This window comes from Bacillus sp. FSL L8-0167, from assembly GCF_038630295.1.
GTDB lineage: Bacteria > Bacillota > Bacilli > Bacillales > Bacillaceae > Bacillus > Bacillus safensis.
On the sequence record NZ_CP152027.1, the window covers coordinates 2,246,241 to 2,258,868 of the forward strand.

A 12,628-nucleotide genomic window follows, 5' to 3' on the forward strand; every position below is an offset into this window, starting at 1 on the left:
GCTTTCAATTAGAACTTTAATCAAAAAGGACACCCATGCTGAGGGTGTCCTTTTTGATTAAGATTCTTGATTTGTTTGTTCGTTTTTCTTTTGAATCGCTTTCAGCTGAACAGATCGCTCATCGTTTTCTTCAAAAAATTGAACGAGATCGCCGATGCGGTCAATGCTGTTCCAGCTGAGATGATGTTCAATGCCTTCTACATCATCATAAATTTTCTCTTCATCTACACCAATGATTCTTAAAAATTGCTCTAGCAGTTCATGTCTGTATACGAGACGTTTTCCAATTTTTTTGCCTTTCGGGGTTAAAATTAGACCACGATACTTCTCATAAATGAGGTATTCATCTTTATCTAGCTTCTGAACCATTTTTGTTACAGAGGAGGGATGGACAGCGAGTGCTTCTGCAATATCAGAGACTCTGGCATATCCTTTATCTTCTATCAGCATATAAATTTGTTCAATGTAATCTTCCATACTAGGTGTAGTCATAAAACCCCTCCATAATGCACCTTTACTTAATAATCAACCCAATTCTACACCATCGTTCATTAAAAAACAAGGAGTGTCCATCGGCTTAACGCTTGTAATTCCAATCATCTGAGGCATATTTCGTTTTGGCGAGATGATGGACAAACGCTAATTCTTCATCTGTCAGCTCATAAGGTTCAAGCTCAATATTTAATCCTTTTTCAAACCCTCTTTTAAACGCAGCACGCGCATCGTCTATTGTACATGTTCGGTCTGAGATTTCATTGATGGCAACCGCTTTGTTTTTAAAGCTTCGCTGCATCCGCTCTCTCACCCGGTCGTTTGGATAAAGGAACAAATCGAACAATTTGTCCTCATCAAGGTCAATTAAAATAGATCCATGCTGGAGAATGACACCTTTTTGTCTCGTCTGAGCACTGCCCGCTACCTTTCTGCCTTCTACAACAAGCTCGTACCAAGAAGGGGCATCAAAGCATACAGATGATCTTGGGTTCTTTAAGCTTTCCTTTTCTTTATCTGTACGAGGAATGGCAAAATACGCATCGAGTCCCAGCTCTTTAAAGCCCTCTAAAATGCCTTCTGAAATAACGCGGTACGCCTCTGTCACCGTCGCTGGCATTTCTGGATGTTCCTCTGACACAATCACGCTGTAGGTCAGCTCCTGGTCATGAAGTACTCCCCGTCCTCCGGTTGGTCTGCGGACAAATCCAAGACCATATCGCTTGACGGCTTCTAGGTTGATTTCTTTTTCAACGTTCTGAAAATACCCAACAGATAATGTCGCCGGATCCCATCCATAAAAGCGGATAACAGGCGGGATGAGCTTCTCGCTATGCCAATAAAGCAAGGCTTCGTCCATTGCCATGTTAAAGGCAGGGTCTTGGTTTCCTGAATCAATGAAACACCATTTCTCTTTTTGCATATAAAATCCCTTCTCTTTTACGTAGTCAATGTTAGATGATGGTGGTGACCACCGGTTTTCTCTCTTCATCAGTCTATCAAATAGGGACGGAATTGAAAATAATTCTTACCATTTATGATGACAAGTTTCTTATGCTTTACTATAATAGTATTTGTCTAAAACGTACCATCAGACAGGCTACTGTGCTGATGCTCAAGAAGGAGTCGAGTTGTATTGTCAATATTCAACTATATCGTCCTCTCACTTTGTGGACTTTTCGTTCTTTATTCCATCGGCAGCTACATTTATCAGCAGCGCATTATGAAAACGCTGACGGAAGAAGAATTTATTAAAGGTTACCGCAAAGCCCAGCTCATTGATGTGAGAGAGCCAAATGAGTTTGAAGGCGGACATATTTTAGGGGCAAGAAATATCCCCCTTTCCCAGCTAAAGCAGCGCAAAAATGAAATACGTCCTGACAAGCCTGTTTATCTCTATTGTCAAAATAATTTTAGAAGCGGAAAAGCAGCTCAAACTTTACGTAAAAACGGCTGCCGTGAGATTTATAATTTAAAAGGCGGTTTTAAAAAATGGGGCGGCCGCATTAAAACGAAGAACTAACTAAAAAGACTCTGGGAGCATGATTCCCCCTGAGTCTTTTTTCTTTATTTTCTTTCAAAAACGAGAACTGGATTCCGTGCGGCCTTTGTTTCATCCATACGTTTGACAACCGTTGTATGAGGCGCTTCCTGCACCACTTCAGGATTCTCTTCTGCTTCTTTCGCTATCTGAATCATTGCTTCGATGAATGCATCAAGTGTTTCTTTTGATTCTGTTTCAGTCGGTTCAATCATGATACATTCCTCTACATTGAGCGGGAAGTAGATCGTTGGCGGATGGTAGCCGAAATCAAGTAATCGTTTGGCAATATCCAGTGTCCGCACACCTAATTTTTTCTGACGTTTACCTGAAAGGACAAATTCATGCTTACAGTGACGATCAAACGGCAAATCATAATGAGCACTTAAGCGGCGCATCATATAGTTCGCATTTAACACGGCATTATCGGTTACAGCCTTTAAACCGTCTGGCCCCATAGAGCGGATGTACGCATAAGCTCTGACGTTAATGCCAAAGTTGCCATAGAATGGCTTCACGCGCCCAATTGATTCTGGACGGTCATGATCAAAGTAAAAACGGCCTTCCTTCTTCACAAGCACTGGCTTTGGCAAATAAGGAATTAATTCCTTTTTAACGCCAACAGGACCTGAGCCAGGACCTCCGCCTCCGTGCGGGCCTGTAAAGGTTTTATGAAGATTTAAGTGGACAACATCAAATCCCATATCTCCTGGTCTTGCTCTGCTTAAAACAGCGTTCAAGTTGGCTCCGTCATAATAAAGCTTACCGCCCGCTCCGTGAACGATTTCAGCCATTTCTAAAATATTTTCTTCAAAGAGGCCTAGTGTATTCGGGTTTGTAAGCATTAAAGCAGCTGTTTCTTCATTAACAACGCGGCGTAAATCTTCTAAATCAACAAGCCCGTTTTCGTCAGATGCGACGGTAATGGTTTCAAATCCAGCGACTGTCGCAGATGCCGGGTTCGTTCCATGAGCAGAATCAGGCACAATGACTTTTGTACGCTGATGATCTCCCCTTGCTTCATGATACGCACGGATCATCATGAGTCCCGTCCACTCGCCATGTGCTCCTGCCGCAGGCTGTAATGTCACAGCGTCCATTCCCGTAATTTCTTCAAGATGTTCACCTAAATCGTATAGTAATTCTAATGCACCTTGCACAGTGTCTGCCTCTTGTAGCGGATGAACCTGTGAGAACCCTGCAAGCCGTGCAACCTTTTCATTAATCTTTGGATTATATTTCATCGTGCATGAGCCAAGAGGATAAAATCCGGAATCAACCCCATGATTGCGTCTTGATAATGCTGTATAATGACGCATAATATCAAGCTCAGATACTTCAGGAAGCTCAGCATCCTCATCACGGATGTACGTCTCATCAAATAAAGACGGGATCTCCTGTTCAGGTACATCTAAATCAGGCAGGCTGTACCCAATTCTTCCTTCTTTAGATAATTCAAAAATAAGCGGCTGATCTTGTTTATTCATGGCGATCCCCCAATTCCTTGATAAACGTATCAATTTCTTCTTTTGTTCTTAGCTCTGTCACGGCTACAAGCATGTGCTGCTGAAGCTCTGGGTAGTCTAGCCCCAAGTCGTAGCCGCCGATGATTCCTTTTTCAAGCAATCGTTTATTGGCTTCTTTCACAGGCTCCTGTAACTTGATCACAAATTCATTGAAATGAGCTCCTTCTACATCCGCCTGCAGTCCATATTTTTCTGCCTGCGTCTTGGCATAATGGGCTTTTTGCACGTTTTGATAGGCGATATCTTTTATGCCTGTTTTCCCTAGTGCCGTCATGGCAACAGAAGCAGCTAATGCATTTAATGCTTGGTTTGAGCAAATATTTGATGTCGCTTTATCTCTTCGAATGTGCTGTTCACGCGCTTGAAGGGTCAGGACAAATCCACGAACACCATTTTCATCTTCTGTCTGCCCGACTAAACGACCTGGCACTTTTCTCATCAACTTTTTCGTCACGGCGAAATATCCGCAGTGAGGTCCGCCAAATGCAGCCGGGATGCCGAACGGCTGCGCATCACCAACGACAATATCTGCCCCGAGTTTTCCAGGAGGCGTCAATAGTCCGAGTGCGAGGGGATTGCTAGAGACAATGAACAGGCTTTTTCCTTTATGTGCAATGGGTTCAATGTCTTTTAACGGCTCGACTACACCAAAAAAGTTTGGATATTGCACGAGAACTGCTGCTGTATCATCGCAGACCGTCTTTTCCAATGCAGCTAGATCTGTCTGCCCTTTTTTCGCAGGCACTTCAACAACTTCAATGTTTTGTCCTTTGGCGTATGTTTTCAGCACCGCTCTTGATTCAGGGTGAACCGTTTCAGAAACAACCACTTTTTTCTTCTTTGTATGTCCCGCAGCGAGCATTGCCGCTTCAGCAAGTGCCGTCCCGCCATCATACATCGAGGAGTTGGCAAGATCCATACCCGTCAGCTCAGCAATCATTGTTTGAAATTCAAAGATCGCTTGCAATTCACCTTGCGAAATCTCCGGCTGATAAGGTGTATACGCAGTATAAAATTCAGAGCGTGAGATCACATGATCGACAATGACAGGCTGATAATGATCATATACACCTGCACCAAGAAACGATGCATAGGAAACTGTATCCTTATTCTTTGCAGCTAGTCGGGATAATTCCCTGACAAGCGCTGTTTCAGATGCGGCTTCTTTGATGTTGTATGCTCCTTTGAATCTAACTTTCTCTGGGATATCTGAAAAAAGCTCATCAATCGACTGAACGCCGATGACATCCAGCATTTCTTTTTGATCTTGCTCTGTTTGCGGCAAATACCTGTGCTTCATCCTCTATTCCCCCTCGTTATTTGGCTCTTTTATAAAATGGTGTTGCGACGATTTTGGCTTTTAGACGTTTTTTGCGAACTTGTACTTCCACCTCTGCCCCAAGCTCCGCCACTGAGGTTTCGATCAAAGCAAGCCCGACATTTTTCTTTAATGTTGGGGATTGAGTGCCCGTTGTCACAATCCCAACCTGCTTTTCTCCTGAAAAGACTGGATAATCTGTACGCGGTATCCCTTTATCGATCATTTCAATGCCGACAAGCTTTCGTTTCAGTCCCTCTTCTTTTTGTTTTTTAAGTGCAGCTTTTCCGATAAAATCAGCTTCTTTATCCGTTTTGACAGCAAAACCAATGCCGCCTTCTAATGGAGAGATATCCTTTGTCAGCTCCTGGCCATAAAGCGGAAGTCTTGCTTCAAATCTCAAGGTGTCACGTGCACCGAGTCCGCATGGAATGAGTCCTTTTGGCTGCCCCGCTTCTAATAAAGCTGACCAAAGGTGGACCGCATCTTCTGACTGGCAGTAGATTTCAAAGCCGTCTTCACCTGTGTAGCCTGTTCTGGAAACGAGCACTTCTTTATTTGCGACCTCAGCTTTTGATAAAAACGTAAATGGCTTAAGCGATGTCACCTCTTCATCTGCCACCTCTTTGATGATGTCAGCTGCAAGAGGTCCTTGAAGCGCTAGCAAGGCGGTTTGATCAGAAATATTTTTGATCAATACATCATCCTTCTCTTGGTGCTTCAATAGCCAATCCACGTCTTTATCGATATTTGATGCATTGATGACAAGTAAATAGTGATTCTTTTCTTTTTGGTAGACGAGCAGGTCATCTACCGTTCCGCCATCTTCATAACACATCGCTGTATATAGTGCCTTACCGTCTGTCAGCTTAGACACATCATTGGTTAATAACCTTTGTAAAAATGGAAGGGCATCTTGACCTTTGACGTCCACCTCACCCATGTGAGACACATCAAAAAGCCCTGCTTTTGTTCGAACAGCTTCATGTTCTTCTTTAATGGAAGAAAATTGGACAGGTAATTCCCAGCCCCCGAAGTCAATGGTTTTTGCGCCAAACGTTTCATACGCATGAAAAAGCGGTGTTCGTTTCAACATCAATCGTTTCCCCCTTTTTTCTTACAGTGCAAATGCAAGCTGAATTTTCAGAAAAAAATCACAGCAAAAAAGGACAGAGCGCTCCCTTTTATCAAAAAGAAGTCTCTGTCCTTGCACCTGAAAGTTTACAGCACAATATCCTTGTGCGTTTTCCCCTTTGGTGGTTTGCTAAAACCCTTAAGCAAACACTCTCCAGAGTTGCGTCCGGTAAGAGTACTTTTGCCTGAGAGATTCACTGAATCATTCAGCTTGCTCCTTCGGCGCCTGCCAGTGCAAAATAACCGCCAAGTCTCTCCCCATACCATCATCCGCTCATATTTTTCACATTTATTGGACATACTATCAAAATGGGTGACTTATTTTCTAGATCACTTATCAACATCCTACCATTAGAATTGGATGAAGAGCAACAGAAAAATCATTAACATTTTTAAAACAACCTTTCGATATCGTTCGCTTTTATTCATATATCTAGTCTTTTAGAGACCTCTTAAAAAATGAAGCGTTTAAAAACAGAACAATTTTATCAGACCCTACTAGAAAGAAAGGCAGGCGACCACATTGAATATTCAAACGATTTTTGATCAGGAATGGGCAAATGAATTTCAGCAGCGGCTTTCAGCAGACGGCCCCTGGGCGAACTGGGATATGTATCGTTTAGCGACGCAGGTTCAAAAAGTCACAGCCATTGATTCATTCGAGGGGCTGCAAGCTCCCGCGCACCTGCCTGCATTCACACCTTTAAAGCACCAGCTCGAAGTAGCCAGAAGAGTCGTAGAAGAAATGAATGGGAAAGCCATTCTAGCAGATGAAGTGGGACTTGGAAAAACCGTAGAAGCAGGACTCATTATCAAAGAATACATGATTCGTGGACTTGCCAAAAAGATTCTCATTCTCGTCCCCGCCTCCCTTGTGTCTCAGTGGGTACAGGAGCTGCGGACGAAATTTTATATTGATGCTGTTGAACAAAAAAAGAGCTATGTGTGGGAGCAGTGTGACGTTGTGGTTTCCTCCATTGACACAGCCAAAAGACAGCCGCATCGAGACACGATTTTATCGATTGCGTACGATATGGTCATTATCGATGAAGCACACAAACTGAAAAACAATAAAACGAAAAACTATGAATTTGTGAGAAACCTGAATAAGAAGTTCTGCCTGCTGCTGACAGCGACACCTATTCAAAACCGGATCGGAGAAATATTTAATCTCGTTTCCCTTCTGAAGCCAGGCCACCTAGGGAATGAACATCAATTTAAAGATCTCTTTGCCAAAAAGGACTTGCAGCTTGAAGACCATGACCGATTAAAACAGCTCGTCAATAAAGTGATGATTCGAAACCGAAGACAAGACACAGGCATCGAGTGGACAAAACGGCATGTCAAAACGATTTCCATTGATTTCTCTCCGACAGAACAAGCATTGTATGATGAAATCTGCAAGCTAAAAGAGAATCCGTCTTATACAAAGCATATGTTTTCCATTATGACCTTGGAACGAGAATGCTGTTCAAGCCGTGAAGCAGTTTATATGACGATTAAAAAAATGCAGGAAGAAGAAAAGCATATTCTCGGATCTTCTGCTATAACGCAAATCATGGAGAAAATCAATCAAGTGGAGCAAAACTCAAAGGCGCTTGAAGTGGTCAAACTCATTCAGCAGTTAAATGAGAAGGTCATTATTTTCACCGAATACCGCGCCACACAAATTTATTTACAATGGTTTCTACAGCAAAATGGCATCAGCTCTGTGCCATTTCGGGGCGGCTTTAAGCGGGGCAAAAAAGATTGGATGAAAGATTTATTCAGAGAACGGGCGCAAGTGTTAATTGCGACAGAAGCTGGCGGCGAAGGGATCAACCTTCAGTTTTGTAACCAAATCATCAACTACGACCTCCCGTGGAACCCGATGCGTTTAGAACAGAGAATTGGACGTATCCACCGCCTTGGCCAAGAGCGGGATGTGCACATTTACAATATGTCAACAAACGGAACAGTTGAAGAGCATATTTTAAAGCTTTTATATGAGAAAATTCAGCTGTTTGAAAACGTCATAGGCGATTTAGATGATATTTTAACGAGAATTGATATTGAAGATGTCGAAACAAAGTTGCATCAAATCCTCTTCCAGCATGAATCAGGCGGAGACATGAAAAAGAAATTAACCCAGTTTGCTTCTTATTTAACTGAAGCACAAACACCACTTTTAGAAAAAAGACAGCAGGGCTCATAAAGGAGAGTTGATCAATGGAGCAGCATGACATTCACACCTTTCTTCTCCGTTTTTTCAAGGCGAATCAATGCAGCATATTAGAAGAAAGTGCAGGACATATGACCGTACAGCTGACAATCGAAATGGATAAATTAATTATGAACCGTCCTTTTTATTGGCACTGGCTTGAAAAAACTGGCGGTGTACCTGAACCGCGGCAGTTGACATTCATCACAGATCAAAAAAAAGCGGGTGATACGACCAGTGGTGAATTTATCCATTTCGGCTCCCCACGGTTATTTCAAATATTTGAGGCGGTCAAAGAGCAGGGCCGTTTTATCCGGCTGTATGAACGAGTCAGCCCGCTCACGAACAACCAGATCGCCCTTGAGCCATGGCTTGGTCTCAATGTAAAAATCTCTTATCTGGCAGACCGGAAGAAGGATAAGCTTTTATCATTAGGCCTTCATCTCATTCGAGGAGAAGTCATTGAACAATTTCAAGAGAAGCTGGAAGCTCGTGAGCTGTCATCTCAAATTCCCGATTATTGCTTTACGATGAGTACAATGATTAAGCCAGAAAGCGGAATCAAACGGCTCTACAGCCTCATGGAGCGTTATGCCCATGAAGAGCCAGATGACTGGGCAGTGCGAGCCGTTCAAAAATGGAAGGAAGACTCCGAACTTTTAAACCAATTTTATGAAGGGACTTCAGACACATCTGTAGAATATGAAATAGAAAGACAAGCACTTAAAACTTTATATGAACCAAAAATCAGTCTAACGATTGAAAATGGCGGACTTTTTTACTTACAGCAAAAAAGAGGAGGTTGACTCATGGTCCCCCTCCCCTTTTATGTGACATACAATTTTCGATCAGTCTAAAGCTAAGTTTGTCTGTTTGTATTGGGCGGAAACATGACGCAAGCAAACTATGAGGTCTTACCACCTATGTCTTTCCCTTTCATGCGTTAAGTGCCTGAAATACATGATTCAGTATTTTAGGAGGGTATTTGTATGGAAAAGAAAACGAACAAATTAGACAGTGAATGGATTCAATTATTACGCGAAGCTCGCAAGGCAGGACTAACAGTTGAAGAAGTCCGTCATTTCCTCAAATCAAATGAAAAGTCCTCTGAGTCTCCCCCTCTGGTAAGAAGTCATTCTATCAAACCTTTCTGAATGTGCTATAATATCGAAAGGAAGGTGATGACATTGATTGGCCAGCGTATTAAACAATACCGCAATGAAAAAGGCTACTCACTATCAGAACTGGCCGAAAAGGCTGGGGTAGCGAAGTCTTATTTAAGCTCAATAGAAAGAAACTTGCAAACAAACCCCTCCATTCAATTTCTTGAAAAAGTCTCCGCTGTTCTGGACGTCTCGGTTCATACACTTTTAAACGAAAAAGATGAAACCGAATACGATGGTCAATTAGATAGTGAATGGGAAAAACTAGTTCGAGATGCAATGACATCAGGGGTTTCGAAAAAGCAATTTCGTGAATTTTTAGATTATCAAATCTGGAGAAAAAAGCAAGAAGAGGAGTAAAGCGCACGTTTTAGCGCATACTCCTCCAATTGCTATGCAGACCTTGATATCAGCCTAAAGACTGGCTTTATTTTTTATCTTCGCTGTGTGCTTTTTCGTTTTCTTTCACGTAGCCTTTTTCATCCGTATGCTTTTTTGGATTGATCGTTAAACCATTCCACTGAGTCGCTTCGAAGGAAAGATCAATTTGAATCGCATCGCCTTGGTATTTATTTTGGATATAGTGACCAGCTTTATCCTTCGTCTGGTCATTGATAAATTCAATGATCATTTCCACTTTATCGTAATCAAACGGATTCTTTGGAATGCCGTCATACTCTGGAGCCACTGTTCCATCAACAGTTGCTACATTAATTTTCCCACTTTCATGTAAAAACTTCTCATCGACGGCATGACGAAGCTTTTCAAATGCGGTCTGATCCTGTTTTGACGTTAATTGATGCAAGTCAAGCAGGTTTGCATGGTCTAAAATAATATTTTTCGGATAACCATTTCCACCTTCGGCTCCAACCGTAAGAACACTCACCTGAAACTGGCTGAGAAATTCTTCAGCTGTATTTTTACCGCCATTCTTCGCGGAAGATCCATCTGTAAACTGGCTATAATCAAGACTCATCAGCACTTGGTTTATCGCTAATGATCCCTTATTATCAAAATGAAATTCTTTCTTGATCCGATCACCAGGTTTTAAGTTCGCAAGGTTGATGGCGCCGGAGTTCTCTTTAGCAGATAAATCCAGCTCTCCTGTCGAGTAGACCGCGTTTGCCTTTTCAATATCATTAAACGCCGCCCATGTTCCCCCGCCAATTAATGCAAGACCTAAAGCCCCTGATAATACACCTAAACGAATTGATTTCTTCATTGCCATGAATAATAAACCCCCTAATTTATTGTTTTATTGAAACCTGATTAGGTTACAAACGATTTAAGCTTGTTCCTCTTTCATATGTACATCAGCCGTGTGTCTACGATGTTTCGCTGCGCCCACAAAATGAATGGTTGAATAAACGAGCAGCATGACACCTGGTATGATAAGGAGTAAAGCAGTTCCAGCAGATGTCCCTGCATACGAAAGAAGCTTACCCGCATAAGGAATGTTCACTCCCATATACTGCGCAGTTACCTGATCCGCTTTTACCAGCGTGCCGTCCTGATACATATTGTTGTCACCCTTCGTCTCAAACGCTTTATATGCACCCTTTCCCTTCACCCCAACAATGCGGTGGGTCACAAAGGACTGATCCTGCTTTGTTTGAAACGTAATAATATCTCCTTTTTTGAGCGTCTCAGGTGAGGCGACCTGTTTTACGACAATCAGTGACCCAGCTGAAAATTCTGGTTCCATCGAACCTGATAATACTTGCTTCAATTGATAACCGAAGATCTGAGGTTCTCCTCCTGTTGTTCTTGATGACAACACGACAATAATAGAGGCTATCATTACCGTGAACACCATCACATAAAGAATACTCCCAGACATCTTCATCCATTTTTTCATAACCCCTTCTCCCCTTCGCCTATCATTTTTTCACTTTAAAAGACAGCTCCATTCAGGACGCCTTTTCTTGACACTTTGAGAGCACCATCGGTTTAGACCAAAAGTACGCCTGATCAGATGCGCCAAACCCTTTAGGATAATAGATTTTAAATGCATAGCTTCCATTTGTTTTTGCTTTATCTGACGTGACAGTCGCTGTTTCTTGCGACAACAGGGACTTTATGGAGCCCTTTTCAAGAATATGACCATCTTGTAATGGCTTCTGATCATTTCCTATTTTATGTAATTCCCACTTCCATTCAGAGTGCGCAATAGGCTGTCCACTATTTTTTAGTGTCATGCTCAGTTTTTGAGGTGCGCAGACTGTTCCTTCGATCATCGTTTGATCGATAAGCTCCAATTGACTTTCATCCCATTTTTTAGGCTGACAATGCTGATCTGTCTGTTCAAAATTTTCACATGTTTTCATGACAAAGTTTTTGTGCTCGACATCGTTAAAAGAAGCATTTGTTGGTGTCATGATGGAAGACGTCAAAATCAAACAAATGGCACAAAAGAGTACAAAGAGCGACTGTTTCATTCATTCCTTCAACTCCTTGAACTTATGTTCTTTAAAAAGAACGATTATATACAGTATAAGGAAATACCTATAAAACCCAAAACGTCAAATTAGTCCATTTTGTTCTTAAACAAGAACCATTACGAGAAAATTCTCCCATTTTCTCATTTTTTCACCATATTCAATATTTTTTTGTGTGACATTTGTACTTCTTAAAACTTACATAAAAATGTAGGATTTGGTCAGGATATGAAGAGGTGAGGTGATGTTAAGTGCAATATGGAAAAATCATAATCATGCTCAGTTTACTGCTGAGTCCTATGATGCTAGAGTTCAAACCCGTTGATGCGAGAGGTTTGACTGCCGCCGCAGATCAATGGGAAACGCGGGCAGTCAAAGAAGCAAAAAAAAGATACCCGCTAACGCAAGTATTATTTAAACAAAAAGTATGGGACCGCCACCGCGATAAGGAATCTGTGAAGCAGTATCATATTACCTTAAAAGACCATACAAAGGAATTTGGGGTGTTTGTCACCATTTCCTATAATCCTTACTCAAACAAGGTGAATAAAGTGATTGTTGTGGAGGAATACAGCTAAAACGGCATAGAAAAACCGCCTGCTGGGCGGCTTTTTACTTTCGTTGATGGCGCTGGCGTTTTTTAAGCATCATGGATAAGCCAAACGGCAGAACCCCAAATAAACGCTGTGAAAACGGCGGTTTCGTTTCTATTTTTTCTTGTTTGTGTTCCTTCCGTTCGTCACGTGGTGTATTCATATATTTAATGATTTCCTGCGTCATATATTTTACATAGTCATTTGTTTTCAAGCACTTTCAC

15 protein-coding genes and 1 riboswitch are annotated in these 12,628 nt (G+C 41.9%); of the genes, 6 read left to right on the top strand and 9 right to left on the bottom strand.

Features of this window, described 5'->3' with window-relative positions; all coding sequences use genetic code 11:
- Positions 1-57: 57 nt before the first annotated feature.
- On the bottom strand, positions 58-492 hold the full coding sequence (gene mntR / locus MHB66_RS11540) for a transcriptional regulator MntR (RefSeq protein ID WP_024422961.1): 435 nt from the start codon (positions 490-492) through the stop codon (positions 58-60).
- 85 nt (positions 493-577) lie between these two features.
- Positions 578-1,414: a biotin/lipoate A/B protein ligase family protein gene (locus MHB66_RS11545; protein ID WP_034280239.1), complete on the bottom strand. Its 837-nt coding sequence runs from the start codon at positions 1,412-1,414 to the stop codon at positions 578-580.
- A gap of 219 nt (positions 1,415-1,633) precedes the next feature.
- Here MHB66_RS11545 and MHB66_RS11550 point away from each other — a divergent pair, with 219 nt between their 5' ends.
- Positions 1,634-2,014 (top strand): rhodanese-like domain-containing protein, encoded by a 381-nt coding sequence (locus tag MHB66_RS11550; RefSeq protein ID WP_024422963.1) that lies wholly within the window; start codon positions 1,634-1,636, stop codon positions 2,012-2,014.
- Between the two features lie 44 nt (positions 2,015-2,058).
- On the opposite strand, the gene gcvPB is transcribed toward MHB66_RS11550, so the two are convergent.
- Genes gcvPB through gcvT form a run of 3 tightly spaced genes read right to left on the bottom strand, consistent with a single transcriptional unit; the run spans position 2,059 to position 5,972 of the window.
- The gene (gene gcvPB / locus MHB66_RS11555; RefSeq protein ID WP_041106844.1) at positions 2,059-3,519 is read right to left on the bottom strand and encodes an aminomethyl-transferring glycine dehydrogenase subunit GcvPB; all 1,461 of its coding nucleotides are present in this window, start codon (positions 3,517-3,519) and stop codon (positions 2,059-2,061) included.
- The gene (gcvPA, locus tag MHB66_RS11560) at positions 3,512-4,858 is read right to left on the bottom strand and encodes an aminomethyl-transferring glycine dehydrogenase subunit GcvPA (protein WP_046311742.1); all 1,347 of its coding nucleotides are present in this window, start codon (positions 4,856-4,858) and stop codon (positions 3,512-3,514) included. Before gcvPA ends, gcvPB begins: the two co-directional genes overlap by 8 nt.
- A 16-nt stretch (positions 4,859-4,874) precedes the next feature.
- Positions 4,875-5,972 carry a glycine cleavage system aminomethyltransferase GcvT gene (gene gcvT, locus MHB66_RS11565; RefSeq protein ID WP_046311744.1) on the bottom strand — a complete coding sequence of 366 codons (1,098 nt, stop codon included), beginning with the start codon at positions 5,970-5,972 and terminating at the stop codon, positions 4,875-4,877.
- Positions 5,973-6,173: 201 nt separating this feature from the next.
- A riboswitch (glycine riboswitch) is annotated at positions 6,174-6,280 on the bottom strand.
- 253 nt (positions 6,281-6,533) lie between these two features.
- Between gcvT and MHB66_RS11570 the strand changes: the two genes are divergently transcribed.
- The 4 genes from MHB66_RS11570 (at position 6,534) to sinR (ending at position 9,733) form a co-directional block, all read left to right on the top strand.
- On the top strand, positions 6,534-8,204 hold the full coding sequence (locus MHB66_RS11570) for an SNF2-related protein (protein ID WP_034280230.1): 1,671 nt from the start codon (positions 6,534-6,536) through the stop codon (positions 8,202-8,204).
- A 14-nt stretch (positions 8,205-8,218) separates the two neighbouring features.
- Positions 8,219-9,016, top strand: a complete 798-nt coding sequence (locus MHB66_RS11575) for a YqhG family protein (RefSeq protein ID WP_034280228.1) — start codon at positions 8,219-8,221, stop codon at positions 9,014-9,016.
- Between the two features lie 183 nt (positions 9,017-9,199).
- Complete coding sequence (locus MHB66_RS11580; protein WP_075623492.1) at positions 9,200-9,364, top strand: anti-repressor SinI family protein; 165 nt, start codon at positions 9,200-9,202, stop codon at positions 9,362-9,364.
- A gap of 33 nt (positions 9,365-9,397) precedes the next feature.
- Positions 9,398-9,733, top strand: a complete 336-nt coding sequence (gene sinR, locus MHB66_RS11585) for a transcriptional regulator SinR (RefSeq protein WP_024422969.1) — start codon at positions 9,398-9,400, stop codon at positions 9,731-9,733.
- Between the two features lie 67 nt (positions 9,734-9,800).
- On the opposite strand, the gene MHB66_RS11590 is transcribed toward sinR, so the two are convergent.
- Genes MHB66_RS11590 through tapA form a run of 3 tightly spaced genes read right to left on the bottom strand, consistent with a single transcriptional unit; the run spans position 9,801 to position 11,811 of the window.
- Positions 9,801-10,601, bottom strand: coding sequence for a TasA family protein (locus MHB66_RS11590; protein ID WP_034280222.1), 801 nt, complete (start codon positions 10,599-10,601; stop codon positions 9,801-9,803).
- 57 nt (positions 10,602-10,658) lie between these two features.
- A complete protein-coding gene (locus MHB66_RS11595; protein ID WP_034280218.1) occupies positions 10,659-11,231 on the bottom strand; it encodes a signal peptidase I in 573 nt (190 codons plus the stop codon).
- A gap of 52 nt (positions 11,232-11,283) precedes the next feature.
- A complete protein-coding gene (tapA, locus tag MHB66_RS11600) occupies positions 11,284-11,811 on the bottom strand; it encodes an amyloid fiber anchoring/assembly protein TapA (protein ID WP_046311747.1) in 528 nt (175 codons plus the stop codon).
- A gap of 299 nt (positions 11,812-12,110) precedes the next feature.
- Here tapA and MHB66_RS11605 point away from each other — a divergent pair, with 299 nt between their 5' ends.
- On the top strand, positions 12,111-12,389 hold the full coding sequence (locus tag MHB66_RS11605) for a DUF3889 domain-containing protein (RefSeq protein ID WP_061109527.1): 279 nt from the start codon (positions 12,111-12,113) through the stop codon (positions 12,387-12,389).
- Between the two features lie 34 nt (positions 12,390-12,423).
- On the opposite strand, the gene MHB66_RS11610 is transcribed toward MHB66_RS11605, so the two are convergent.
- Positions 12,424-12,618 (bottom strand): YqzE family protein, encoded by a 195-nt coding sequence (locus MHB66_RS11610; protein WP_046311750.1) that lies wholly within the window; start codon positions 12,616-12,618, stop codon positions 12,424-12,426.
- Positions 12,619-12,628: the final 10 nt, after the last annotated feature.

Coding starts and splice junctions, on each gene's coding strand:
- tapA (WP_046311747.1), bottom strand. CDS start 11,811: ATGAAACAGTCGCTCTTTGTACTCTTTTGTGCCATTTGTTTGATTTTG.
- MHB66_RS11575 (WP_034280228.1), top strand. CDS start 8,219: ATGGAGCAGCATGACATTCACACCTTTCTTCTCCGTTTTTTCAAGGCG.
- MHB66_RS11580 (WP_075623492.1), top strand. CDS start 9,200: ATGGAAAAGAAAACGAACAAATTAGACAGTGAATGGATTCAATTATTA.
- MHB66_RS11605 (WP_061109527.1), top strand. CDS start 12,111: ATGATGCTAGAGTTCAAACCCGTTGATGCGAGAGGTTTGACTGCCGCC.
- MHB66_RS11595 (WP_034280218.1), bottom strand. CDS start 11,231: ATGAAAAAATGGATGAAGATGTCTGGGAGTATTCTTTATGTGATGGTG.
- mntR (WP_024422961.1), bottom strand. CDS start 492: ATGACTACACCTAGTATGGAAGATTACATTGAACAAATTTATATGCTG.
- gcvPA (WP_046311742.1), bottom strand. CDS start 4,858: ATGAAGCACAGGTATTTGCCGCAAACAGAGCAAGATCAAAAAGAAATG.
- gcvPB (WP_041106844.1), bottom strand. CDS start 3,519: ATGAATAAACAAGATCAGCCGCTTATTTTTGAATTATCTAAAGAAGGA.
- gcvT (WP_046311744.1), bottom strand. CDS start 5,972: ATGTTGAAACGAACACCGCTTTTTCATGCGTATGAAACGTTTGGCGCA.
- MHB66_RS11590 (WP_034280222.1), bottom strand. CDS start 10,601: ATGGCAATGAAGAAATCAATTCGTTTAGGTGTATTATCAGGGGCTTTA.
- MHB66_RS11545 (WP_034280239.1), bottom strand. CDS start 1,414: ATGCAAAAAGAGAAATGGTGTTTCATTGATTCAGGAAACCAAGACCCT.